General features: G+C 40.9%; 26 protein-coding genes. All 26 read right to left on the bottom strand.

Annotation, left to right across the window (positions count from 1 at the left end; genetic code table 11):
• Positions 1–20: 20 nt before the first annotated feature.
• A complete protein-coding gene (locus ACN6NB_RS07270) occupies positions 21–797 on the bottom strand; it encodes a YlmH family RNA-binding protein (RefSeq protein WP_039178378.1) in 777 nt (258 codons plus the stop codon).
• Between the two features lie 53 nt (positions 798–850).
• Positions 851–1,132, bottom strand: coding sequence for a YggT family protein (locus ACN6NB_RS07265; protein WP_041084921.1), 282 nt, complete (start codon positions 1,130–1,132; stop codon positions 851–853).
• 6 nt (positions 1,133–1,138) lie between these two features.
• On the bottom strand, positions 1,139–1,597 hold the full coding sequence (gene sepF, locus ACN6NB_RS07260) for a cell division protein SepF (RefSeq protein ID WP_003212271.1): 459 nt from the start codon (positions 1,595–1,597) through the stop codon (positions 1,139–1,141).
• A gap of 1 nt (position 1,598) precedes the next feature.
• On the bottom strand, positions 1,599–2,288 hold the full coding sequence (locus ACN6NB_RS07255; protein ID WP_039183105.1) for a YggS family pyridoxal phosphate-dependent enzyme: 690 nt from the start codon (positions 2,286–2,288) through the stop codon (positions 1,599–1,601).
• Positions 2,289–2,294: 6 nt separating this feature from the next.
• Positions 2,295–3,158: a peptidoglycan editing factor PgeF gene (pgeF, locus tag ACN6NB_RS07250; protein ID WP_126681782.1), complete on the bottom strand. Its 864-nt coding sequence runs from the start codon at positions 3,156–3,158 to the stop codon at positions 2,295–2,297.
• 211 nt (positions 3,159–3,369) lie between these two features.
• Positions 3,370–3,606: a YlmC/YmxH family sporulation protein gene (locus tag ACN6NB_RS07245; RefSeq protein ID WP_008344958.1), complete on the bottom strand. Its 237-nt coding sequence runs from the start codon at positions 3,604–3,606 to the stop codon at positions 3,370–3,372.
• Between the two features lie 79 nt (positions 3,607–3,685).
• Positions 3,686–4,462 carry an ABC transporter ATP-binding protein gene (locus tag ACN6NB_RS07240; protein WP_144491182.1) on the bottom strand — a complete coding sequence of 259 codons (777 nt, stop codon included), beginning with the start codon at positions 4,460–4,462 and terminating at the stop codon, positions 3,686–3,688.
• A gap of 128 nt (positions 4,463–4,590) precedes the next feature.
• Positions 4,591–4,947, bottom strand: coding sequence for a PTS glucitol/sorbitol transporter subunit IIA (locus ACN6NB_RS07235; RefSeq protein WP_007499733.1), 357 nt, complete (start codon positions 4,945–4,947; stop codon positions 4,591–4,593).
• Between the two features lie 26 nt (positions 4,948–4,973).
• Positions 4,974–5,984, bottom strand: coding sequence for a PTS glucitol/sorbitol transporter subunit IIB (gene srlE, locus ACN6NB_RS07230; protein WP_024426936.1), 1,011 nt, complete (start codon positions 5,982–5,984; stop codon positions 4,974–4,976).
• A 13-nt stretch (positions 5,985–5,997) separates the two neighbouring features.
• The gene (gene srlA / locus ACN6NB_RS07225; RefSeq protein WP_003210918.1) at positions 5,998–6,528 is read right to left on the bottom strand and encodes a PTS glucitol/sorbitol transporter subunit IIC; all 531 of its coding nucleotides are present in this window, start codon (positions 6,526–6,528) and stop codon (positions 5,998–6,000) included.
• An 18-nt stretch (positions 6,529–6,546) separates the two neighbouring features.
• Positions 6,547–6,978 (bottom strand): transcriptional regulator GutM, encoded by a 432-nt coding sequence (locus ACN6NB_RS07220; RefSeq protein ID WP_144491181.1) that lies wholly within the window; start codon positions 6,976–6,978, stop codon positions 6,547–6,549.
• 12 nt (positions 6,979–6,990) lie between these two features.
• Positions 6,991–8,235, bottom strand: a complete 1,245-nt coding sequence (locus ACN6NB_RS07215; RefSeq protein WP_039178366.1) for an NAD(P)H-dependent oxidoreductase — start codon at positions 8,233–8,235, stop codon at positions 6,991–6,993.
• Between the two features lie 244 nt (positions 8,236–8,479).
• Positions 8,480–9,418: a sugar-binding transcriptional regulator gene (locus tag ACN6NB_RS07210; protein WP_039178363.1), complete on the bottom strand. Its 939-nt coding sequence runs from the start codon at positions 9,416–9,418 to the stop codon at positions 8,480–8,482.
• 151 nt (positions 9,419–9,569) lie between these two features.
• The gene (gene sigG / locus ACN6NB_RS07205; RefSeq protein ID WP_024424250.1) at positions 9,570–10,349 is read right to left on the bottom strand and encodes an RNA polymerase sporulation sigma factor SigG; all 780 of its coding nucleotides are present in this window, start codon (positions 10,347–10,349) and stop codon (positions 9,570–9,572) included.
• Positions 10,350–10,492: 143 nt separating this feature from the next.
• Complete coding sequence (gene sigE, locus ACN6NB_RS07200) at positions 10,493–11,212, bottom strand: RNA polymerase sporulation sigma factor SigE (RefSeq protein ID WP_007499746.1); 720 nt, start codon at positions 11,210–11,212, stop codon at positions 10,493–10,495.
• Between the two features lie 58 nt (positions 11,213–11,270).
• Positions 11,271–12,200, bottom strand: coding sequence for a sigma-E processing peptidase SpoIIGA (gene spoIIGA, locus ACN6NB_RS07195; protein WP_039178359.1), 930 nt, complete (start codon positions 12,198–12,200; stop codon positions 11,271–11,273).
• Positions 12,201–12,450: 250 nt separating this feature from the next.
• Positions 12,451–16,767 (bottom strand): S8 family serine peptidase, encoded by a 4,317-nt coding sequence (locus tag ACN6NB_RS07190; protein ID WP_144491180.1) that lies wholly within the window; start codon positions 16,765–16,767, stop codon positions 12,451–12,453.
• A 302-nt stretch (positions 16,768–17,069) separates the two neighbouring features.
• The gene (gene ftsZ, locus ACN6NB_RS07185; RefSeq protein ID WP_024424252.1) at positions 17,070–18,215 is read right to left on the bottom strand and encodes a cell division protein FtsZ; all 1,146 of its coding nucleotides are present in this window, start codon (positions 18,213–18,215) and stop codon (positions 17,070–17,072) included.
• Between the two features lie 33 nt (positions 18,216–18,248).
• Positions 18,249–19,571, bottom strand: coding sequence for a cell division protein FtsA (gene ftsA / locus ACN6NB_RS07180; RefSeq protein ID WP_039178353.1), 1,323 nt, complete (start codon positions 19,569–19,571; stop codon positions 18,249–18,251).
• A 159-nt stretch (positions 19,572–19,730) separates the two neighbouring features.
• Positions 19,731–20,099 (bottom strand): small basic family protein, encoded by a 369-nt coding sequence (locus ACN6NB_RS07175; RefSeq protein WP_003210988.1) that lies wholly within the window; start codon positions 20,097–20,099, stop codon positions 19,731–19,733.
• On the bottom strand, positions 20,099–20,824 hold the full coding sequence (locus ACN6NB_RS07170) for a DUF881 domain-containing protein (RefSeq protein WP_058837740.1): 726 nt from the start codon (positions 20,822–20,824) through the stop codon (positions 20,099–20,101). Before ACN6NB_RS07170 ends, ACN6NB_RS07175 begins: the two co-directional genes overlap by 1 nt.
• Before the next feature lie 20 nt (positions 20,825–20,844).
• Entirely contained in the window at positions 20,845–21,534 is a 690-nt protein-coding gene (locus ACN6NB_RS07165) for a DUF881 domain-containing protein (protein WP_039178348.1), read from the bottom strand.
• A complete protein-coding gene (locus ACN6NB_RS07160; RefSeq protein ID WP_039178345.1) occupies positions 21,531–22,310 on the bottom strand; it encodes a cell division protein FtsQ/DivIB in 780 nt (259 codons plus the stop codon). Before ACN6NB_RS07160 ends, ACN6NB_RS07165 begins: the two co-directional genes overlap by 4 nt.
• 127 nt (positions 22,311–22,437) lie before the next feature.
• A complete protein-coding gene (gene murB, locus ACN6NB_RS07155) occupies positions 22,438–23,349 on the bottom strand; it encodes a UDP-N-acetylmuramate dehydrogenase (protein ID WP_041084933.1) in 912 nt (303 codons plus the stop codon).
• Positions 23,350–23,380: 31 nt separating this feature from the next.
• Complete coding sequence (gene murG / locus ACN6NB_RS07150; RefSeq protein WP_058837741.1) at positions 23,381–24,475, bottom strand: undecaprenyldiphospho-muramoylpentapeptide beta-N-acetylglucosaminyltransferase; 1,095 nt, start codon at positions 24,473–24,475, stop codon at positions 23,381–23,383.
• 199 nt (positions 24,476–24,674) lie between these two features.
• The gene (gene spoVE, locus ACN6NB_RS07145; protein WP_024424259.1) at positions 24,675–25,775 is read right to left on the bottom strand and encodes a stage V sporulation protein E; all 1,101 of its coding nucleotides are present in this window, start codon (positions 25,773–25,775) and stop codon (positions 24,675–24,677) included.
• Between the last annotated feature and the right edge of the window lie 29 nt (positions 25,776–25,804).

Here is a 25,804-nt window from a genome sequence, read left to right as displayed (position 1 = left end):
CACCTCCAGATTCAAGTTCGTTATGTCATAAGCTCAAATGTTACTTTGAATTTATCTTTTTTGGTCTTCCCATCAATCGTTTTGAGGCTAAAGCGGCCAAATCCCCTTACAGAGAGCTGATCGCCTTCACCGATTGTAAAGGAAGGGTCCTCAGTGACTTTCCAATTGACTTTGACAAGTCCATTTTTGACTAAAAGCTGTGCTTTTTGCCGAGACTGACGGCTGACAGCAGCACATACAGCATCAAGCCGAAGTGAAGAAATGGTATCTTCTTTGATATCAGTCTTCGTCATCACTGGCTTTATTTCTGCCTGCGTGATTTCCTCTAATGAAACGGATGCTCTGCCGACATGTGTCAGCTGCGCCCGCACAAAATCAGCGACATCACTTGTACAAATAAACTGCACATCTTCCTCTGAAAATAATAGATCTCCGAATTTTTGACGCTTCAAGCCTGTCCCAATCAATGAGCCGAGAAGCTTCGGGTGTTCTAAGGAAATAAACTTTTTCGCATAGTTCACCTGAAAATATGACAGCTCAACATCTTCAATAGAAGGTTCTAAATAATCAGGATAAATGAGAGCTCTTTTGCGCTCCGCTCCCTCATACCCGCCAAAAAACATGATCCCAAGTTCTTCAGCATGCTGGATGACGGACTCGGTAATAAATTGCTCACGCGGATCAAGGAAGTCTGTTAATTTCATTCGATATTGGTCGAGTGCGATTTTTTTCCAGCCTAACACTTGGTCGACAAATGGCTGTTCGTCTTTTCTAAAATGCTGATAGATATCGCTCATTTTGTTCCCCTCTTATGTAAAAGAGCCTGGCAGTGCCAAGCCCGGCAGCCTGTTTACATGATTCCTGCAATCATTTGATAAAGACCTCTCAATCCATATTCTGAAGCAAAGCGAATCACAAGCAATGCCACAATCGGCGAGATGTCAATCATACCGATTGGCGGAATAATTTTACGAAATGGTTCTAAATACGGTTCGCAAATATTTGTCAGAAAACGGCCAAACACAGTTTCTCTTGCAGATGGCACCCATGACATAAAGATGTAAATAATAATCGCGAATGAGTAAATCGTTAATACCGTTCCTAAAATATTAAAAATGAAATTTAGAATCACTATGATTTACCACCTCTGAGGTTCTTCCTCTGTCAATAGCTCTGATATTGTGCCAGATACATCTACATTATCAGGTGTGCAGAGGAATATATTCGAGCCAATACGCTGGATGTCTCCACCAATTGCATAAACGGTTCCGCTTAAGAAGTCAATGATTCGCTTTGCTTGATCATGCTGTATGCGCTGCAAATTCACGACGACTGCACGTCTGTTTTTAATATGGTCTGCAATCTCCTGCGCTTCTGCATAAACACGCGGCTCACTTAACACCACTTTAGAGGATTTCTGCACGCTTTGCAAGCTGACAACATTTTGTTTTCCTGTCTGCGGGCGCTCTTGAAATGCTGCTTTGTCCTTCGTTCCTTTTTCTTCTTGAACGGGTTCTCTTTCTTCATCAATATATTCGTACTCATACTCTTCATCGTCGAGAGTGAAAAAGCTTTTAAACTTATTTTTTATGCTCATGTCACGCACCTCCTGTTTCATTTCCAACAAGTGAAGAGCCAATCCGAACGAATGTCGCACCTTCTTCAATTGCGATTTCAAAATCATTTGACATGCCCATCGATAAATGCTGACAAGGTGCATTTACTTGGTTAAGATGTTTTACTTCTTCTTGAAGGTTTTTTAATGCTTTAAAACAGTTGCGAATCACAGTGTGATCCTCTGTAAATGGAGCCATCGTCATCAGTCCTGCAATTTCAATCTGTTTGAAATCAGCGAGCTGTTTCACAAATGGAATGACGTCTTCACTTTTCAAGCCGTGTTTTGACTCCTCAAGTGATGTGTTCACTTGTACAAAACAGCGAACTGTGTGATCCGCTCTTTTTTCAATTTCATTCGCAAGAGACATTCTGTCGAGCGAATGTAAGTAGTCAATTGTCTGAATGACTGATTTCACTTTTCGTGTTTGTAAACTGCCGATAAAGTGCCAGTTAATGTTTTCATCGGTTATGGCCGCCTGCTTTTCAAGTAACCCTTGGTCTCGATTTTCACCAAAGTGCACAATCCCTGCTTCCTTGGCTTCTAGTGCTCGTTCAATCGAGACATATTTTGTCACAGCGACGACTGATACATCTGCTGGTTGTCTACCGGCTCTTTTACATGCTTCGTTTATTTGTTCATTTATTTGTCTGAGATTCTCTCGTACATTCAATTGCACTTATGCCTCCTTAAACCCGACAAAAGACATCATACGTCCTGTTTTCCCTTGATCACGCCGGTGTGAGAAGAAAAGCTGATCATTGCAGCTTGTGCACATCGAACTGACATGTATGTTTTCTTCTTTTATTCCTGCATGAAGCAATACGTTTTTGTTTAGTGTTTTCAAATCAATTTTATATTGTCCTTGTGAAATCTCGGAATACACATCCTCTGTTGAAAAAGGAAGCTGTTTCACTTGATCCATGACGACGTCATCGACTATGTAGCAGCATCTGCCAATGGATGGTCCAATGACGACTTGAATCTGATCGACCTTGGCACCTTCTTGGCTGACCCATACATCAACCATCTTTGCACCAATTTGCTTGACGGTTCCTTTCCAGCCGGCATGAGCCGTTCCAATTAATCCGTTTTGCGGAGCTAGAAAATAAAGCGGAACACAATCAGCGAAACAAAGAGCGAGCATCATGTTCGTCTCAGACGTATATAAACCGTCTGTACCTGGCAGTGCCTCATCATAATGAAGACTTCCTCTTCCTCTTTGCTCCTTGGTGACTTTCAGGATGCGATCCTCGTGTGTTTGGTCTGCAAACACCCAATCAGAGAGCGGCACAGCAGCAGCATCTGCTATGACTTGACGATTCATTTGAACACTAGAAGCATCGTCTCCTACATGGAGTCCAGTGTTCAATGATTGATATGGAGTAAGGCTGAAGCCGCCATTTTTTGTTGTAAATCCGGCCAATACCTCTTTACCAGAACATGTCATGTTCGTCCAATCATGAATGGTCATTGCATATGGTGATTTCTGCTGAAAGGGGTCATATTTGTGTGTCAAAGCTGCCTCCCACCTTTCATTCATCTCTCTTTATTTCGCTCCTATTTTACCACAAGACATACATAGACAGTTAGTGGGATTCATTAAATATTACACTCAAATGTGCCCTTTCTGCAGGTTTTTTTTCAAATTGATATGAAAACGTAATCTTTTTACCCGAAAAAGACATTGTTTGCTAAGAATGAAGAGTTTATTTTAAGGAAAAATTGAATGATTCATTGAGGAGTTATACGAATTAAGAAGACAAGCGGACAAGTATCACATCTTCGCCAATTTTTACTATATTTCGCCATGGGACAATCATTTCCTCTTCTTTTCCGAAAAATCCCATCATTTTACCTGTGCCGCCAATAATAATCGCTTGGATTTTGCCGCTTGTGACATTAATATCAATGTCCCCAATGGTACCTAGTTTTTTCCCGCTGGATACATCGACGACATCCTTGATTTGGAATTCAGAAATGCTGATCATCTGTCCTTCCCCGCCTTTCGTTTTCTACTATAATATGTATGATGGAAAAGCAGGGACGCAGACCAATAGTTTCTTTTATCTACAATTTACTTAAATGCGGACGGCCATTTCTCCACATGACATCTACCGGACATTCAAAAAAAGAAGAAAGCAGGCCGCTTGTCATCATCTCTTTTGTTTCTCCTTGATCAAAAACAGATCCATTTTTTAATAATAAGGTATGCTGAAAAACAGGCAGAATCTCCTCTGCATGATGGGTCGTATAGAGCAAAGTAGGCGCATCAGGCTTTGCTGCAATCATTGAGATGGTCTCCAGCACTTGCTCTCTTGCTAGAAAATCAAGACCCGTCACAGGTTCATCTAAAATCAAGAGCTGCGGATCATTCATTAAAGCTCTCGCAATCAAGACTTTTTGCTTCTCTCCCTGTGAGAGTGTTTCATAAGTTCTGTTGGCATATTTGAATGAACCAAATGCTTTTAATAGATCAATGGCTTTCTCTCTCATTTCATCTGTCGGGGTTTCATAAAGCCCGATAGAAGCAAATGCGCCGCTCAGCACAATTTCAAAAGCATTGTCGTCTCTGTGCAATTTCTTTTCAAGTCCTGCTGAGATGAGTCCAATTTTCCTCCTGAGCTTTTCACCAAGAGCCTCCTTGCCAAAGACATGTCCCAGCACTGTCATCTCGCCTGACGTGGGGAAATAATAAGAGCAGAGCATATTTAATAATGCGGTTTTCCCCGCACCATTTAAACCGTAAAGTACCCAGTGTTCCTGCTTGTTCACCTGCCAGTCAATAGACTCAAGCAGCCATTTCCCATTTCGTTTTAATGAAACATTCTTCAATTCAAGTGACACGATAACTTCCTCCTGAGTAAAAATTCTGAATATACAAATAATGAATGTTTACAGCATATCGCAAATGCTCTTTCTGGTAAACCTCATGTAAAAAAGCTGCTCCTTTTTAGGAACAGCTTTTTTTATGGTTACGAAATTTCAATTCGTACGCCTTCTTTTATATCAGGAAACGTGTGCGGGGATGCAAATACAGCTCCTGGTAATACATCATCAAACGGCTCTTGGAAGTAGATCGAAATATGGCCGAGCTCTTTAAAGTTGTCATTTGCTTTATTGCCGAGTGCTGTGATCGTGTACGTTTGATCGCCCACTTGAATGGTTCCGCCCAGCTTCAGCGGCTCTTCTTCTAGATGTTCGAACTCATGAATGACAGACATATCTCTTAATTCCTGCGGCGCTGCGGGTCCAAATAATACAATCAGCTTATCTTCTTTAAATTGCGGGACTAAGATCCCAATTTCTTTTACGACAGATTGTGTTACCATGTATCTCGATTCCTCCTTTAATACGTTTAATACATACCGAAGCTAGCAACGTATGCGATCACAACAGATAGAACCCCTGTAATGAGACGGCTATACAAAACAGCCGGTACCCCATATTGTACCGTTTCCGGCTTCGCTTCACCAAGTGACAGCCCCACTGGAATAAAATCACACCCTACTTGACCGTTGATGGCAAATAGTGCAGGAAGTGCAAATTGAGGCGGAATGTTTCCTAGTGCGATTTGACTACCAATCAGAACGCCGATAACTTGGGCAATGACTGCTCCAGGTCCTAAGACTGGTGATAGGAACGGCAATGTACAGACCACTACGAGCAGTAAGAGCCCCCAAAGAGATCCTGCCAAAGGTGATAGAAAATGGGCAATCAGGTCACCAATTTTTGTATAATTGATAATTCCAATTAACATACTGACAAATGCCATGAATGGAATAATGTTTTTCAAAAGCATATCAACAGAATCACGGCCAGCCTGGTAGAACGTACCGGTGACTTTCCCAATTCCACGCGAGAATCTCATCAGAAAATTGCCTTTTTCCTGCCGCTCGATATTTTCCTCTTTCAGCTTTGCATACGTCTCTTTGAAATTCTCTTTGTCAATCGACTCACTGTTTTCCTGACCTTCTGCTTTTGCCTCACCATCAGATGCTTCTGCATAGGAAATATCTTTTTCTGTTACGCCTGATACGAAGATATCTTCTGTAATATGTTTAGCAAGCGGTCCAGAAGGAGAGGATGCCAAAACGTCTACAGTAGGAATGCGTTTCATTGGATAAAGTCCGATTCGCGCTGTTCCCCCGCAGTCAATGACAACACACATCATTTCATCTTCTGGTATGGAGTTTTTAAAGCCGTCACATGCTTCTGTCCCTGTCATTTCTGCAATTTTACGTGCAACTGGGTGAATGCCTCCCCCTGTAATGGAAACAACCTTTCTTCTTTTACCAGTTGGTTCAAGCTCTAAGCCTTCTCCCCATCCGCCAGCACCTTTTGCAACAAATACTTTGTGGTTTGTCATGTCTAACCCTCCCCTATTGTGAATTCGCTTTCATTTTTCCTGCTAAATATTTTGTAATCCATTCAGTAATGATTCCGCGTAGTAAAATGACGACGATCCCGACTAAGAAGTAACGAACAGCAAGCTCTGACATTGAATATCCAGCTTCTTTAATCCCGTTCGCAATTCCTAAGTAGACAAATAGTTCTCCTGCGTTGGCATACGGGAACAGTGATGTCACCGGATGAACAAATGAAACAGCTGAATCATAGAATGCTGGTTTTTGTTTTTCAGGTAAGAAGCGGCCAAACGTATAAGCCATTGGGTTTGTCAAAATAAGAACGGATAAGATCGGCATTAACGTGTAGCGCAAAATGGTATACTTCGCTGCAAATTGAATGGCTCTATTCACTCGCTCTTCTCCAATAAATTTCATGACAGCATAAGTGAAAGTAAGTAACACAACAAGCGTTGGAACGATACCTGTAACAAGACCCATGAATTGCTTTCCGCCGGCTTCAAACATTCCGATAAAGTGCTCTCCAAACCATTGAATCCATTCCATGTTTCATCTCCCCTTTCTTTAGTTCACATTTGTTAAATTTTTTTTCGAAATCGAGACAAGTGCCTGCTCAGCCGCCATGGATAGTGCTTGCATGACAGCTGGCGCCTTTTTACGTTTTTTCAATGTTTTCTTCATCATGTGGTGCTCGTCTAGCACAGCCCCTACATGCTTGCCTTCATATGAAGGAACTTCTTTAAATTTAGATAAGATCGACACGCCGCCAAGCACATGACATTTTTGAATGATATACGATTCATCCACAATGATGAGCGCAATGGCCCCAGGGCCAACTTTGCGCCGTTCCATTCCTGAAAATAAGTGATAGCCCTGTTTCCCTCTGTAGTCATCAATTAGTGAGTCCATGCTTTTGCGGTAATACTTGATCTGAATAAAAGATAATCCATACTGCACGATGAGAATGATACAAAGTACGATTGCTAATTTTTCCATAGCTTCACGTCCTTATGATTGAAATAAGTGATCTTGTAATGAACGCAGCTTCCAAACCGTTGTGTTTGAATCAAGCTCTACATCATCATGAGTGAGGAACTGTCCTAATTTGATGTCTTTTTTCGCTACGACTTTTCCGCTGATTAAGCCAATTGGAATATGACCGTTCGATTTCATGTCTTGATGCGTTTCAAGTACACCTCTTACGGAGTATCCGCCAATTCCGTCAAGTGATTCTCCTGCTTGAATATCTCTTTTCGCAACAGCGACTGTTTCTGACACTGGTACACCAATCGGGTGGATCGATGAGTCATGCTGTAAGACCGCTTTTGCGATGGTAACAGGTGTTTCAAGACTCGCTAAGTGAAAAGGACGGTAAAGCGTGTAGTGAGGACCTTTTCCAACTTTTAAGTAACGAAGCTCTTCATCTACTGGCTCAAGATCACTCTTGACGATAACGAATACGCCTGGTGCTAGCCCATTTACATATTCAACGACTCCGAAGTTATCGAGCACGCCGCCTTGTTGTTTTTGATTCAATTTATCTGCTACATTCTCTAAATTTGCTTCGACTCCGTGCATACCGACTTTATCTGGCAAAAGCCCTGTCGCGTTACTTAATAAGTTCATTTCTGCCATTGTTTTTGTTCCGTCTTGGAAGGCAGCGAGCATATGTGCACTCATATGTTTACTATCTGCTTCTGCTTTACACGTATCTGGATTTGCTTCTGGGAAGAATGGGTTGTTCTTGCCTTTCCCAGCAACGAGCACCTCAAGTCCCATTGTTTTCGCAAATTCATATAATTCTAGTGTTGCTGCCGGTTCGTCACCAGCTGATCCAGAGTAAACAAGTCCTGCATTTGTGAATAATTTATGCATCACCAAACCGATGGTAATATCAACTTCTACATTTAAAAGAACGAGATGTTTTTTTGAATTAAGCGCTTCCAAAGAAATGTTTGCTCCGACTTCTGGAACACCTGTTGCATCTACAACTACTTCCACAAAATCTGATTGAATCACTTCTCTATAATCATTTGTGACGACCATTTGATGCGGCTTCGCATGCTGCTTGTAAAAATTCGCTGCCTTCTCTGCTGCACTAAGGTGAATATCACAAACACCTGCTACAATCATGCCAGGAATTTTAGAAATTTGTGAAATGAGTCCAAAGCCCATTTGGCCTGCCCCAATAATTCCTACTTTGATTGGATCTCCACTGCGTTCTCGAGCTAACAATTGTTGATAGATTGACATAAAAATCATCCTTTCAGGTTTTCTTGCTTCTCGGGTAGATTGCTAGAAAAATAATCTGAAACTTTTAACAAATGTTATAAAAATTAACAAAAATCTGTTCCTTGTAACATTTGTTATTTTATTTATCATTTGTTATGAACTTAGTTTATATGATGTGTCAACTTTGTGTCAAGCTAAAATCGATAAAATTTTCAATCTTTTTGAGTCTAAAGACTCAAAAAAACTACCTAATATGATTAGGTAGTTACTTTAACAAGGCATCTCCTGTTCGTTCATCCGTAATTAATACATGAATTAATCCACCTTCTAATGCTGCCCTGATCGCTTCAATTTTCTCTTCGCCTCCAGCGACACCAATGACTAGCGGGATTTCCTTCAGCTTTTGCGGGCTTATGCCCATTACCCGGTCGTTCCACGGGTGGGGATACACTTCCCCTTGATGATCAATAAAGTTATAGCAAATGTCACCCGCCACATCCTTCGCTTGAAGAATATCCTCCTCACCGCTTGTCATATAAGATTTCACCATCGTTGAATGCTGCGGAACCCCGCCAATTCCGACAACCGCAATATTTGATGATTCTCCTAGTTTAATCACTTTTTTGATTGATGGCTGCCGGATTAGTACGTCCTTCGCTTCTTTCGTATCAAGCATAACAGGCACATGTAAAAACTCACATTTAGATTTGAGTGCTTCTGTGCACCTTGCAATAATATAGTTGGCGTGGATATCAACATCTTCGTTTCCCACACCCCCGACAAGCGGAACAAATGTCACGGATGGAAAGTGCTGAACTGACGTAAGCGCTTTCGCCATTTCATGCAAAGTGGTTCCTGAGGAAAAACCGATAACTTGTCCATCCTTTATTACTTTTAACAAAAAGCCTGCCGCTGCAGCGCCGATTCGGCTTTTGGTTGTTTCTTGGCTGAGCGTTTCCACACAGACGACTTCTCGCAGCCCATATTTCCGCTCTATTTTTCTTTCTAATGATCCATATTGTTGATTCACTTCATCATGAATAATGATTTCCACGATTCCTGCTTCACGTGCTTTTGCCAAATATTTCGATATGAGCGAACGGCTAACCCCAACAGCTTCTGCTATTTTAGATTGAGTGGCGCCTTCTTCATAATACATATGCGCAACCTTTATGAGCAGCCTTCTTTCATCATGGAATGTCATAATAACCCTTCTTTCCGCTTAAGTGTTCCCTAACAAATGATATCTAAAATAACATTTGTTAAAAACAGATTAAATGAAAAAAATAACAGAGTCAATACTAGAGACGTGCTCTCTCACAAGAATGAAAAAAGCCGCACATGAAGCGGCGGCTTTAAAAGATATTTTTATTCATTTGTTTGATGGCTGCTTTTTCAAGTCTTGAGACTTGTGCTTGAGAAATCCCGATCTCTTCAGCGACTTCCATTTGCGTTTTTCCTTGGAAGAAACGTTTGCGGAGAATCATTTTTTCTCGATCATTCAATCGGCGCATTCCCTCTTTTAAGGCTAATTCCTCTACCCATTGTGTGTCTTTGTTCCGATCATCACTAATTTGATCCATCACATAAATCGGATCTCCTCCGTCATTATAAATCGGTTCAAACAAAGAAACAGGATCTTGAATCGCATCTAGGGCAAAGACAATTTCCTCATGAGGCACTTCCAGCACTTTGGCAATGTCTTCTGCCGTTGGCTCCTTGCTTGTCTCACTAATCAGCCTCTCACGGACCTGAAGCGCTTTATAGGCAATATCTCTTAGTGAACGAGACACCCGAATCGGGTTGTTATCACGCAAGTATCGACGGATTTCTCCTATGATCATAGGGACCGCATAAGTTGAAAATCTGACATTGTGGCTTAAATCAAAATTATCAATTGATTTCATTAATCCGATACAGCCTACTTGGAAGAGATCATCCACATACTCGCCTCTGTTGTTAAAACGCTGAATCACACTTAAAACCAACCGCAAATTGCCATTGACTAGCTTTTCTCTTGCTGTATCGTCACCTTCATCTTGCAGCTGTCTGAACAATTTTCTCATCTCTTCGTTTTTCAGAACAGGCAGTTTGGAGGTGTCGACTCCGCAGATTTCCACTTTATTTCTGGACACTTTTTTCCCTCCCTACAGGAGCTGTTGTACAAAGTTCAGTATCTCCTTGGGATGGAAAAATATGCACGAGTGATGATGAGAATCATGAGAAAAGAAGTTGATTCCTTTGACAGCAAAGGGACAGAGCTTTCAAAAAATTTTTTTTAGACCATTTTGTTAAATTCTTTTTGTAATCGTTTAATAATTCTTTTTTCAAGCCTCGAAATATACGATTGAGAAATTCCTAGCATGTCAGCGACATCTTTTTGGGTTTTTTCTTCGCCGCCGACCAAACCGAACCTGAGCTCCATGATCTGCTTTTCGCGGTCATTTAATTGCTCCAGCGCTTTTTTCAAAAGTTTTTTATCTACATTTGCTTCAATATCCCGCGTGATAATATCATCATCTGTTCCAAGGACGTCTGATAAAAGCAGTTCATTTCCGTCCCAATCAATATTGAGCGGCTCATCAAACGACACTTCTGAACGAATTTTATTATTCCGGCGCAAATACATCAAAATCTCATTTTCAATACATCTCGAAGCATATGTCGCGAGCTTGATCTTTTTTTCTGGGTTAAATGTATTGACCGCCTTAATCAGGCCAATGGTTCCAATACTAATTAAATCCTCTATATTAATCCCTGTGTTTTCAAATTTTCTTGCGATGTAGACCACCAACCGCAAATTTCTTTCGATCAGGATGGCTCTTGCTGTTTGATCACCTTTTGGTAATTTGACAAGCAGTTCCTGCTCTTCATCCTTTGATAATGGCGGCGGCAGCGCCTCACTACCACCAATATAATAAATCTCATCACTCTTTAGACCTAGCTTCATGAGGAGTTTATACCAGTAGTAAGTGAGTTTAAATTTTAATTTTTTCATCTTCTTCTCCCTTCTAAATGTCAAGTTGACCTCGTAAGATAAAAGACATCACCAAAACTTAAGACACCCCTTGGATGATTTTTCCGTCTAACATATCTGGATGAATGATGGATTGAAATTCCTGATCTGCTGATAAACCGCTTAGACTCATGCCTACAAAACACTTGGCTGGCTGGATCATATGTGTTTTTGAATAAATGATGACCGTATCTGGTTTTAAGCATAGAAGAAACCCGTGATCATGACCGACCGCTCGATATGGAACAAGTCTTAAACGATCAAGAAGCGGAAATCGATCATCTAGCTTTTGCATCACTTCAACAGGATGAGACTGCTTCATAAGCTCTATAAAAGGCTCTCCGCAAATGGACATGAGCTGATCGGCCTGAACAATCATCACAGGTGTTTTCGTCATAGGATCATACAGCTGATTGCCAGAATCGACGAGTCCCTTTAGCCGGATGGTCTCTCCGTGAATGTGTATCTCCACAAGTACTTGTTCATCAAACTGTCTTTTTTTCGCACCGACCTCTCCTAATCTTTTCTTTGAAAAGAGCCAAATCGCAGGAAAGCCAGTTAAAACGAAAAGCCAGCTAATGGGATCACCAAATCCATCATTTTGTGAAATCAGCAGCCCGTTTTGAATAACAGTATTGGTTTGTAAAAACGAATGAACCCCGATCATGCCTCCTCCCATCAAAAATGTGACAAAGTAAAAAGCAAACAGGTTTTGAAAAAAGGAACGAAATCTTTGAAATCCAAAAGTTGCAAGCACGATCAAGACAGAAAAAAGCAGTTTGCCTAGAGGGTGTGACACAAACATTGCAAATGGTGTAAAGAGCAAGAGAACAATGCTCGATCCAATCAGAGCTCCTAACATATATCGCCTTTTTTTTACTTGTCGTTTGAGAATAAATGCAGTGAGTAAGAGAAGCAATAGATCAAAACAAAAGTTTAACAGCCAAATCACATCTAAATAAATGACCACCTTCTGCTCCTTTCATCTGAAACAAAGAATCAAAAGCAGTACTTGCACTTGTTTGTACCAGTATAAAACAGCCATGAGATGGAAGTCTGTCAATTCTTGTTGGGGATGATAGAGAACTTTTGGTGGATTGTTATTGTTTTTGTCGAGAAATGAGAGCGCAAAGCAAGAGAGTGTTCTCCCGGACAAGCCTTCAAACAATCGTTCGAAACGAAAAAGACACGCTCCTAGGAGTCGTGCCTTTTTTCAAGGATTATTTTTCATTGATATTTAATGTGCCTGGAGCCTTTTGTCGTGTGACATTTCCATAATCATCCCGCACAATCACTTCAATGACTGCACCCTTTGCTTTGGCAGTAGAGGTAGCTGTCCAGTAGCCTTCATATGTTCCGTTAGCTACCTCGCGAAGCGGCAGCTCTGTTGTATTTTGCAGCTTTGATCTAGCGTTTGTCAGCGGCATGTGAATGACAAACGTTGCGTCTAGCTTTTCTCTGCTGTGAAATGAAATTTTAACAGACTCACCTGATGATAGATTGACATTCTCTGCTGGTGTCAGCTTTGAAATCTCAGGTGCTTCGTATTGAACATCGATATCGACTTTTTTAGTCGTTTTGTTTCCTGCTGCATCTTTCGCTGTTACTTTGATCGTATTTTTCCCGTTTTCAAGCAGTATTCTTGCAGAATATTTCCCATCTTCTATTGCTGCTTTTTTTCCATTCACAGTGACTTGATCAAGATGATCATCCGTTACCTTTCCTTCTACAGTGAGAGATTCTTTGTTAGACTTTTCCCCTTTTTTCGGTGTATCTATCGTTAACGCCGGGGCTGTTTGATCAATGATCACCTTTACTGATTTGGATTTTTTCGTTGCGCCTTTATCCGTAACAGTAGCAGCCGTGAATACATGCTCTCCGCTTGAAACTGTGACCTTCTCTTTGAAAACACCTGACTGGTCTGCTTTCACTTTGGCAACCTCTTCATCATTTTGATAGATCGCTACATCAAGACCTGGAGAGGCTTTTCCTTCAATCTCCAGTTCATCTTTGTTCGTGATCGTTCCTGCTTTTGGAGACGTTATTTCTGGTACATCTGCTTCATATTGGACAAGCGCACGAATCATATAATTTCCCTCTTCTTTTGGAGAAGGAGAAAAGGCACCGCTTGTCAGCTGCCAGCTTCTTTCAGCATTTGGTCCATCTTCATCTGTTGCAAGGCCTGGAGATTCCGTATTCTTTTTCGTTTGAATATAGACAAGGTAGAAATCTCCCTCCACCGTAATGGCTTGATCTACTAAATCTACTTTTGTCCATTCACCATTGCGCAGCGCATTCGCTTTGAAAGGTCCAGCGATTTTCTCACCTGGAGCGCCGTCCTTCCCGGACGCATCATACACTTCAACCGCAAATTCATTCCCGCCAGGGGCTGGCCACTCTGTTGTCCAGAAACGGAAAAGCCCACCTGTGACTTGCGCTTGTTTCTTCCCCTTTTCTAATGAAAATTTCACCGCCCAGCCATTGCCAGGATCATAGAACGCCCGCGCATTTTCAGCTGTTCCGTCATCGTAGCCAATTTCGCCAGCAAAACCGATGAAAGGTTCAAGCTTAATTGCTTTTTCAAGCGGCTTTTCTGTCACATCCGCTGTAAACGAATATCCTTTAAACCCTTTCGCAAATACTTTGACTGTATACACACCGCTCAATGCCTCTAGAGAAAACTCGCCAGATTCATCTGTTTTGACCGGCTCAATTTTCGCATCTTCTACAAGATAAACCGTGGCATCCTTGACTTTTTCACCCGTTGTTTCGTTTACAATTGTGCCGGAGATCGTTCGTTTCTCAAGTGGCTGCAAAGAGAAATTCGCCTCTGTCGTGTCATTTGAGGAAATATTGACTTTTTGGGTGCGTGATTCAAATCCATATGCTTCAGCTTTCACTGTAAACTCCCCTGCACCATGAGAAAGCTGATATCTCCCTGTCGCTTCATCTGTGTACGTGGACTTGCCGCTTTCAAGAACACTGATTTCTGCCTTCATCGGAAGAGCTTTGATAGACGGAGCATCTAAGCTTTTTTCCTTTTTCATCTGGACATGTTTTTCTTTTATTTTAGCAGGCTTTGCCCTTTTCGGATCAACGGGTTTCTTCTGCTCCTGTGCTGGCTTTTCTTTTTTGATGATGCCAAGTTGTTTCTTTGCCTTTTGAGGCAGAGCTTGATCTGTTATTTTCACATCATCTAAATAAAAACCGTCTTTTGTCACACTGCCATCCGTTCTGAGCTGAAAAATAACCCCCACATTTTGACCTTTGTAGGCCGATAAATCAACTTCTCCTTTTGTCCATGCACTTGTTTTACCTGTATAGGCTGCCACCTGGACAGCATCTTCCCCCTCAGGCTGCACATGAATATGCACATAGTCATAATTTGCTTCAAGGTCATGCCAGTATTGATATTGTAAAAAGGAGGAGCCTGACTCAGGTACAGCAATCATCGGCATGGATAAATGAGCATCTGTTTGATTTTCATAAGGACTGTCTAGGTTCGTGGCGTAGACATGATCTCCAGTAAAGGCTTGTTTCGGACCTGTGGTCGGCTTTCCCCACTGCCAAGGATCTTTTGTTCCACCACTGAACCATCCACTAGGCCACGCTTCAAAATCTTGCGAGTAGCCAGTCGTGATGGATGTTTTAATCGGAAGCGTATACGGTTCTGATGCGGCTTCATTTTCTCCAAAATCTTTCACAATCCATCGGTACGTGACGTTTTCTCCCTCAAGTTCTGGCAGCTGGACAACATATGTCCCCTTTAAATGATTTCCATCCGTACGTTTTGCTTGCAGCGTCTCCCTTTTCCCTTGATCCACTTGATAGCTCAAGGAGACATTTGTCACAGCTACTTCATCTTCGGCTGTGATGCTTAGAGGAGTTGGCGTAGAGGCAAAAATTTCATTCGGTCCTTTATGAGAAAAAACAGGTGGTTCTGTATCTTCTCCTTCTTTTGTTACCTGTCCTTCAATCTTGCCAATTCCATCTGTTAATGCTGTGATCGCCTCTCTTGCATCAACTAATCCTGCCCCATAGCCATTGTTAGGGGATTCCGGGAATTGCTGATCTGTCAGCGGCTTTGCAGTATCAATGAGAATTTCTTCGATCTCTTCCACAGACAGATCTGACTGTACTTGGCGAAGAAGAGCCACAACAGCTGAAACATGCGGACCTGCCATCGAGGTTCCATTCCAGCCATCCTCATACCCTTTTCCAGGTATAGAAGAACGAATGTTTACCCCTGGGGCCGCAATATCTGGTTTCATGACGCCATATGGAGAGGGACCTTGCAAAGAGAAAGAACCCAATTTGTTGTTTTGATCTGTTGCACCCGTCGCAAAGGCTTCTGGATAGTTCGCAGGATTTGCAATAGATCCCTCACCGCCAGGGTTAAATAAATCCGTATTACCAGCTGAAAACTCTGGGAAGATGTCTGCCGCTCTCCAAGCATTGACCACATCTTTATACCAATCATCAAGACCAGGCCCGCCGCCCCAAGAATTATTCACTACGTCAGGTGCCTTTTCCGGATGAGGGTTCCCATTTTCATCTTTTGGGGCTAAAATCCATTCACCTGCGTCAAGCAGATCAGCATCTGATCCACCATCTTCTGAGAAAGCTTTCACCGCAATCCATTTTGCACCTGGTGCGACGCCAATTTGATTCTCTCCATTTGGCTCAGAGCCAACCATCGTTCCCGTCACATGTGTACCATGCTCTAAATCATCGTATGGCGTTTCAGAACCTGTCGTTGCATCGTACCAATTGAATTCATGTGAAGGTTCATTCGGACGTGCAGGATCAAATCCGCGGTACTTTTCTTTTAATGCAGGATGATCCCATTCCACACCTGTATCAATACTTGCCACAACGGTACCAGTACCGTCATAGCCTAAAGCCCATGCTTCCGGGGCATGAACTTGAGAAATATTCCACTCGATTCCATCTGCTGCTTTGATTTGTTTGTTCGGCTTTGAAGTCTTCAAATCAACAGGACGATGAATTTGACGGATTTCATTTGGCAGTACTTGATCTACTTCTGGGAAGGAAGCCACCTTTTCCATGACTTCTTTCGTTCCCGTCACAGCGAGACCATTCACAATATAGTACGAATGAATATCCTTCACTTGCTTTTTCTTTTGTGCCTTTTGTAAATAAGCAAGTAGCGCTTCCTGCGTCTCTTCAGATGTTGCTCTTAGTTCTGATACAACAGCTGATCTTTTTGTGTACTGCGTTTTAGCAGCTGTTAACTTCTGTTTTTTTGCTTTTGACACAGCATCCTTCGCCACTTTTTTGACATTTGTTTGTTCCTTCATTTTGACTAAAAAGGTCAACTTGTCTTCTTGTTGAAACTGTTTCATTAATCTAGATGAGATCTTTTCTTTTGTTTTCTTGGAGGAAACAGCTTCCTCTTGATATGAGGTAGAAGTCGATTTTGCTTGAACCATCCCAAAGCTTGTCATCGTTAAAGTACCAATCACCAAAAAACTCATCAAACGATAGCCGGCGGTTTTGCGAAACTTCATTTTCAATCAAATCCCTCCTCCTCAAATGGTCAAACAGAGTGCGGGTCTCACTCCTCCCTTTCCTTTGTTCATGACAAGATTCATGGTGTTCTATTTAATGTAGTCAAATAAAGTTCATCATTTTGTCGCTTTTTGTAATAGGATTTAAAAATGATTCTTTTTACTTAATCACTCTAAGTCAAAATACATATGTTGAATGAAGTGACCCAGACAGATTTAAGACTTTTTGATTAGTAGTCATACGGGTTTCTTTATATATTAGACATGAAAAAATCCCCTTCCGGTGGAAGGGGATGAGTAATACTTGATTAGCGTTTATTACGATTGCGCAAGAACGTTGGGATATCCAGCGTATCATCGCTTGATTGTGTATTTTGTCTCGGCTGAGATGATGGCTGCTGATGCTCCTCACGTTTCACTTCACGCTTTTGAGGAATGGATTGATTTTGCTTTAATCCTTGTCCTAATGGATTTCTTTGTGGTTTTGTCACTTCTGGCTCTTGCTCAATAAAGCCAGTTGCGATAACCGTTACCACAATTTCATCCTTCAAGTTATCATTAATGACAGACCCGAAAATCATGTTTACATCTTCGTCAGATGCAGAAGCAACAATGTCCGCTGCTTCTTGTACCTCATAAAGGCTTAGGTTCGTACCACCAGTAATATTCATGATGACACCTTGTGCACCGTCGATTGCCGTTTCCAGAAGTGGTGAAGAAATAGCTTTCTTCGCAGCTTCAGCAGCACGATTTTCACCTGTTGCAACACCAATACCCATAAGAGCAGAACCTTTATTAGACATGATCGTTTTCACGTCAGCAAAGTCAAGGTTGATTAAACCTGGTGTAGCAATAAGATCTGAGATCCCTTGAACACCTTGTCGTAGTACGTTATCTGCTGCACGGAATGCTTCAAGCATTGGCGTGTTTTTATCTACAATTTCAAGCAAGCGATCGTTTGGAATCACGATTAATGTGTCAACTGCTTCTTTCATAGAAGCAATTCCTTCGACTGCTTGAAGCTGACGTTTTCTTCCTTCAAATGTGAAAGGACGAGTCACGACTCCAACTGTCAATGCACCAGAATCTTTTGCGATTTTTGCAATGACAGGTGCAGCACCCGTACCAGTTCCACCGCCCATACCAGCAGTTACAAAGACCATGTCAGCCCCTTTTAATACTTCTTCAATCTGTTCTTTGCTTTCTTCAGCAGCTTTTTTACCGACTTCAGGATTCGCACCTGCTCCAAGCCCTCTTGTCAGCTTAGCACCGATTTGCATTTTCGTTTCTGCTTTTGATAGATTTAACGCCTGTGCATCTGTATTAACTGCAATGAAATCGACACCTTGTACGTCATTTTCGATCATTCGGTTGACAGCGTTATTTCCGCCTCCACCTACTCCGATTACTTTAATTGATGCTAGGCCGTCTATATTTGTTTCAAACTCCAACATGCTGAATCCTCCTAATCCGTCGAAAATCTAATTCTATTCCCAGAACATATTAAATAGTTTTTTCATTTTGCCCGGTTTTTTATTTGTCTCTTCTTGTGCTTTTTGTTTTACTTTCGGTCTTGGCTGCGCTTCTTTCACTTGTGGTGCAGAAGAAACCGGCTCCATGGATGCGCCTACTTCATGAAACGCCTCATCCGGCATTTGGAATCCAACCTGTCTGCCCTGAATCTTTGCATTGCGATAAGCAAAGTGGATCAGACCCACTCCTGTCATATACTGAGGTTCTCTCACTCCAATATAATTCGGACTTGCAATTCTAACATTGTTTTGCAAGACCGTTTGTGCAAGAGAAAGGATACCTGGTATAGCTGCCTGTCCACCTGTTAGAACGAATCCGCCAGGCAAATCATGGACACCCATATTTCTTAATTCCTCTGCCACAAAGAGCAAGATTTCTTCCAGCCGAGCTTCGATGATATTGGCCGCTTCAAGCTGTGTATACGTCTGTTTCTGATCGGTACCGATGACAGAAACTTCAAATGTTTCATCAGACGATGCCTCATCATAAAACGCATGTCCAAATTGTTTTTTGATTCGTTCAGCTTCTTCAGTAGAAGTTCTAAGTCCTATAGACAAATCTTTTGTAATGTTCTCTCCGCCCAAAGGGATACTGTGAGTAGAATAGAGATGCCCGTTTTCAAATACGGAAATCGTTGTAGATCCGCCGCCAATATCAACGAGAGCTACCCCTAGATTTTTTTCATCTTTCGATAATGCTGCTGAGCCCGATGCGAGCGGCTGCAAGCAAATATCCATAATTTCAATTCCAGCTCTCTCTACACATCGGAGCCAGTTATGTAGAATCGTTTTAGAACCTGTAATTAACGATCCATCCACCTCTAGCCGAACACCAAGCATTTTTTTCGGATCAGTGATCTCATCTCTTCCGTCGACGATAAATTGCCTCGGGATGACGTCTACGACGAGATGTTCTTGAGGAATAGATACTACCTGTGCAGCATCTAAGACACGTCTCACATCTTCAGCATGTATTTCTTTGTTTTCACTAGATACTGCGACCACGCCGCTCGTATTCTGAATATGAATGTGGTTTCCGTTAATTCCGACAATCGCCTTTTGTAAAGGAAAACCTACCATTCTTTCAGCCTGTTCAAATGCTTGTCTAATAGAATGAACTGTCTCATCTATATCAACAATCGATCCTTTTTTTAACCCTTCTGAAGGGACATTTCCAACACCTATAATGTTAAGCGAATCATCCGCCATTTCTCCGACGATGACTTTAATATTGGATGTACCGATGTCAAGGCTGACGTAAATTTCATTGTTGTTCATTCTATGGCACCTCCTCACATATCAATACTTTCTATTCTATTATTTGCTGAACAACAATACAATGAATGTGTTTTTACAAGTGTGTAACAAAACTTAAAAAATCAACATTTTTTATTAGGATTACTGAAAATATTCGTTACATCATATGTATATCCTTTTTTATGACTCACTTTTTTTCTTTTTTTCTCTAGAAATTGTCCATTTAGTTAGTAGAATTCTTCGAATAACTGCTATATTTTGAAACAATCTAACGCCGAAAGCAAACATTCCGACTAAATACAAGTCTACACCAAGATGGACGCCCAGAAAAGCTAAACTTATTGCAAGTATAATATTAAAAAAGAAGCCTGATACAAACACTAGTTCATCGTATGCCCCTTGCAGATGTGCCCTGATTCCACCAATCAATGTATCAAGTGCAGCAAGTACAGCGAGGGAAAGATAATTAGAATACTCATTCGGTATCGTAAAATTTGTTAAGAAACCGATCGCAACTCCTATGATTAAGCCAAGTACAGGAAGCCACATTAAGATTTCCCCTCCTTTACATCGTCAAGAGGCTTCAACTCGTTTACCTGAATTGCACCGTCATATGCTTTTAATTGTATTTGTTGCTTTGGCTGGCTAATACTCAAGCCGAAATTTTCCTGAGCAAACAAATCAGCAATATCTGATACATTTAAACGGCTGTATAATTTGTCGGCCTGGTCGCTGATCATCTTGATGGTCACTTCATCACCATCTAAGCTGTAGCCATCCATTTTTGTCGTGCCATTAATATCTCGAATCACACTAGTATTAATCACACGGTGGTCATTAATGGAAATATGCTTTGCCCCATACATATTGGCTTCGTTGATTAGCTTTTTCAGAAGATCAGGCGGGATATTTTTCACTTCTTCTCCAGTCAGATCCTTTGAGAAGAGCTGAGAGATATCAACTTCAATTCCCTCTCCTGTCACTTCTGTAAAACCAGCCTTTTCTTTTAAATCTTTTAATGTTTTTGTTAGTTGAGCTTCTTTTGATTGATCACCTTGATGACCATACTTTTTCAGCATTTCATCATATTTATCAATTTCTTTCAGTAAATCCAATTCTTTACTTTTAGATGCAGATAAATCCTCTCTTAGCTCCCACACATCGCGAGTATCACGAACTTTGGGCTTTTGCAATGAGTTAAATTGGATGGAGACCATGATGCCGAATATCACCATTAAGACTGTCAAACTAAGTAAAGGCTTCTTTTTCCTCAACACCACTCACCTTTTCACTTTTAATCTTTGTGTTTTAAAAGAGGATTCATACGAATATCCTTTTTTTCAATCGTCATCGAAATATGATCACTTGTCAGCTGATCGACCACTCCTCCTGCAATATTTAATGCAGGTATTAACACAGCCGGATCACCGATAGCAGAAATGACAAACGGCGCTGGATGCTGTACACCGTCAACTGTGACAACTGGGCCGTTACAATGTATGTATGATTGGTGTGTAATTCTCTGTCCATTAATAGATACGGCAGAGGCTCCTGATATAAATAGTTCGTTTATCACATGAAAAATGTGGCTCTCATGAACAATGTAATTATTGACATTTTGTCCACTCGGGATATAAGATGCATCTTCAAGGGATACTTTTACCCCTTTTCCTTTTACGCCGATCTCTCCTGTAAACATCCTGTATTTCTCAACATCTTCCAATACATTAAAATACTGCTCTTTTTCATTTTTCAAATTGGACTCAGTGGCTTGAACCTGTGATTGAAGGCTGTATAATTCTTTTTCAAGTTTCTGATTCGCCTTTTCTTGCTTTGTCAGCTGACTTTTCAAGGAGTATTCTTTTTTCCATTGCTCTGTGCGAATGACCTCTGCCTGATGCTGCTTAGTATATTGGTATGAAAAAGAAATCAGAAAACCAAGAACAAGCATTACAATTGAGAATATAACTGTTTTGCCTCTCAACGTTCATCTTCCTTTTTCTTAGATTTAAACGCTTCAAAATACGTCGCGACTTCCATATGGATTGTGCCTTTTTCAGAAGGTGAAAGTTCTTTTACAATGGCAGGATAGGTTTCCATTTTATCAGCGAATGTTTTAATTGAAGCAATCACAGTGTTCCCATCATTCATATAAAATTTAACGAGCCATTGGTTTGAGCTTGTCGGCACATAATATATTTCCGAGATGAGTTCCTGAATAGAGGCTGGCAGCTGATTTAAAGATCTTACAGTTTGCTTCAGCTTCTCTTTATTGTCCCAATCCACAAAAATAGGTCCTGCATGACTTGGTGTGACTTCTTCTGGTAATGCTGTCCCATTTTCAAGAAGCTCATAGTATAGATTTCCCTTTTGAAGATACGCAATATTGGCATATTCTTTGACAGCAATACTGACCTTATTTGGAAAATGTTTTTTGATACTGACACTTTTAATCAGTTTGTTTTGTTTAATATGATCTGCTGTTAAATCTTTATTTAAATTCCAAAACTCTGTTTCGCCTTCTTTGATTTGAGAAAGTTTCACAAGCTGTTTTGTAGGGACATGCTCGTTACCCGTAATAGTTAAAGAAGAAATTTTACTGATTGGTGTCTGCAAATAAATAATGATTAAAACCATGATAAAAAACAGTAGAATAAAAGAGATTAGTCTCCGGTTCGCTTTCTGCTTCCTTTGTTCTTTAATTTTAGGAATTCGTTCTTCTATATTGACGATCTTTTCATTTTCATGATCAGGTCGCATGTATATTCTTCACCCCATTCAAAGCTGCTTGTCCACACCTTTGGGTCATCATTTTGATGAGAAAACAAACGGCATTCTTTCATGCCGTTTGTTTTCCTGTGATGCCATCATTCATAAAAACTAGCTTTTAATTTGCTTCACCGATAATTTCTACTTCTGTATGCATATCTACATTGTAGTCATCTTTAATTTTCTTTTGGATGTACTGAATTAAGTCCAGCACGTCTTGAGCAGTAGCACCACCAGCGTTCACAATAAAGTTGCCATGCATATCCGAGATTCTTGCTCCGCCAATTTGGTACCCTTTTAAATTCGCTTTTTCTACAAGCTGTCCTGCATATTCAGGCAGCGGATTTCGAAAAATACTTCCGGCACATGGTCGATTATAAGGCTGTGTTTCCTTACGATAGTCTTTATTTTGCTGCATTTTCTTTGTGATTTTCTCGCGATCATCCTGTTTGAGCTTAAACACGGCCTCGAGAACAATGCCTGGTCGTTCCTTTTGAAGGACAGATGTTCTATAGCTAAAGTTCATCTGCTCATTTGTTAGCCACTCGATGCTTCCATCTTCAAATAAGATTCTCGCTTTCACAAGGATCTTACTAATATCAGATCCGTGCGCACCTGCGTTCATATAAACAGCACCGCCAATAGATCCCGGGATACCAGCTGCAAACTCCAGCCCTGAAAGACCCTGCTTACTAAGAGACGTTGCAAGCCTTACAACAGAATAGCCGCCGCCAACTGTAATTTCTTCATCATTTACAGTTAAATGATCAAGTCCAGCGCCTAACTTCAGGACAACGCCACGTATTCCTTTATCAAGTACGAGTAAATTCGACCCTCTCCCAATAACCGTCCAGTCCGCGTGGTGTTTTTTTATCTGATCCATGATCGTTTTAACTGCATCGATATCTTTAGGAACGATCAATAGATCTGCCGGCCCGCCTATTTTCATTGTCGTATGATTTGCAAGCGGCTCATTTTCAAGCACTTTACCGACTTGCGCTTCTAATAATTCATTCTTCAAGTTCTCCATATTACCCTCCGCCTTACCTAATATCATTCCATCATGTAGTCGTAATTTCTTTTAATACATTATATAAACGTCCAGCCGCATCTGGTACTCCAAGTTCTTTTGTTAAGCGGCTCATTTCGTTTAACTTTTCTTCATTACCAGCAATTTCATCAATGGCATGAAGAAGACTCTCTCCAGAAAGCTCTGATTCTCTTAAAACGATTGCAGCGTCATGCTTTTCTAGTGATCTTGCATTAATTTCCTGGTGATTTGCTGTGACGTATGGGCTTGGAATAAAAATAGTTGGGATTCCAAGGGCTGTCACTTCAGCAATCGTTGTGGCACCCGCTCTTGCAACAATCACATCAATTGATTTCAAGTACTCCGGCATTTGGTGCAAGAAAGGCTTTGTGATCATATTAGGTGCTGCATCTTTTTCCTTTAGTTCGTTCAGCACTTTTTCATAATGAACCTCACCTGTGATATATAAAAGCTGATAGTTCTTAGCCTTTAATTCATTTTGCATGTCAATGACTGCTCTATTAATCGGTGCAGCCCCCCGGCTCCCGCCAAAAATAAGAACTGTTTTTTTCTTTTCATCCAGCCCAAACTCTTTAAGAGATTTCCCCTCTTTTATAGAGACGACTTCAGAGGCTCTAGGGTTTCCCGTAAATACAACCTTTTCAGAAGGAAAATGTTCCTTAGCTTCTTCAAAGCAGATGGCTACCTTATCAACATATCTCGCCAGAAACTTATTTGTGATTCCAGGCAGACTGTTCTGTTCGTGAATAATAGTCGGGATTTTCAGCTTAGAAGCTGCATAAACAACAGGGCCGCACACATAACCACCTGTTCCAATGACCGCATCTGGCTTGAATTCTTTTAAGTAAGATTTACTTTTTTGAACGCCCTTTAGAAATCTCATCACCGTTTTTACGTTATCAAAGGAAAGCTTTCTTTTAAAACCTGAAATTTCTATGGACTTGAAAGGGATATTTTCTCTTTCTACAATTTTCTTTTCAAGTCCATTTTCAGTACCAATATATAAAAATTCTACATTAGGATGCAGTCTTTTCACTTCTTTAATAAAAGCTAAGGCCGGATAAATATGTCCGCCTGTTCCGCCTCCACTGATTACTATACGCATTATACCATTTCCCCTCAATTTTTTTCTGCTCTGAACAAAGTATAAACCCTGTTTTAAACAACAGGGCTCCGTTAAAACCTGTAAAGAAGAGTCAAAAAAACATGTTTTCAATACGAAAGCTGTCTTTTTCACTCTTCAAATCATTTTTTTGTACTTTTGCAAAATAAATGTCATCATGGTTTCATTAACTAGCAGCACATTAATATCTAGCGTACCTGCTTACATTCAGAAGTACGCCAATTGCCATCAGCATTAATGTCAGTGATGAGCCGCCATAACTTAGGAATGGGAGCGTGATCCCTGTCACAGGGATGAGTCCAGTAACAACTGCGATATTAATCATCACTTGAATGGCAACCATTGAAATAATGCCAACTGCTAGGAAACTTCCGTATAAGTCTGGGGCTCCAAGTGCTATTCGTATGCCTCTCCATAATAGAACACTAAAGAGCAGCAAAATGAGTGATCCTCCTATAAAGCCAAGCTCTTCAGACAATATCGCAAAGATGAAGTCTGTTTGAGGCTCAGGTAAATAAAAGAATTTCTGTCTACTTTGACCGAGACCCATTCCGAACAGACCGCCTGGACCAACAGCGTATAAGGATTGAATAATTTGAAACCCACTGCCTAGTGGATCTTCCCAAGGATTTAAGTACGATGTAATTCGTTTTATGCGGTAGGGCGCTGATAAGACGAGTGCAGCAAATCCGCTGAGCCCTAAAAGACCGAGAAATATAAAGTGAGCAATTCTCGCACCTGAAACAAATATCATAATAATACAGGTTCCAACCATTACCGTCCCTGTTCCCAAATCTGGCTGCAGCATTATGATGGCAAATGCAGAAAAGACAATGCCTAATGCTGGTGCGAAACCTTTACGAAAGGATGTGATATTTTTTTGTTTTTCAGATAAGAATTTTGCAAGAAACGCAATCATCGCAAGCTTCATAAATTCAGAGGGCTGAATACTAAACGCACCGACACCGATCCAACTTCTTGATCCATTTCTCTCCATACCGATACCTGGAATAAGTACAAGCAGTAAAAGGAGAAAACAAACAGCAATCAATATCTTTGACCAAGTCCGCCACGTCCAATAATCGACTCGCATAATGAAAAACATCGCGATAACTCCGATTCCGGCAAACAAAAGCTGTCTTTTTGCAAAATAAAACGAATCATCAAATTTATACGATGCCCACACAGCACTAGCGCTGTACACCATAATTAAACCAATCGTCAATAAAAGTAACGTAATGACAACAAGCAAAAAGTCCGGAGAAGTTTTCTTATTCGTCAAGAGACCGACACCCCAAGCATAATTCATTT

This window comes from Bacillus sp. 11B20 (genome assembly GCF_056098985.1).
The sequence above is the reverse complement of the archived record's forward strand: the minus strand, read 5'-3'. Positions and strand labels throughout refer to the sequence as shown.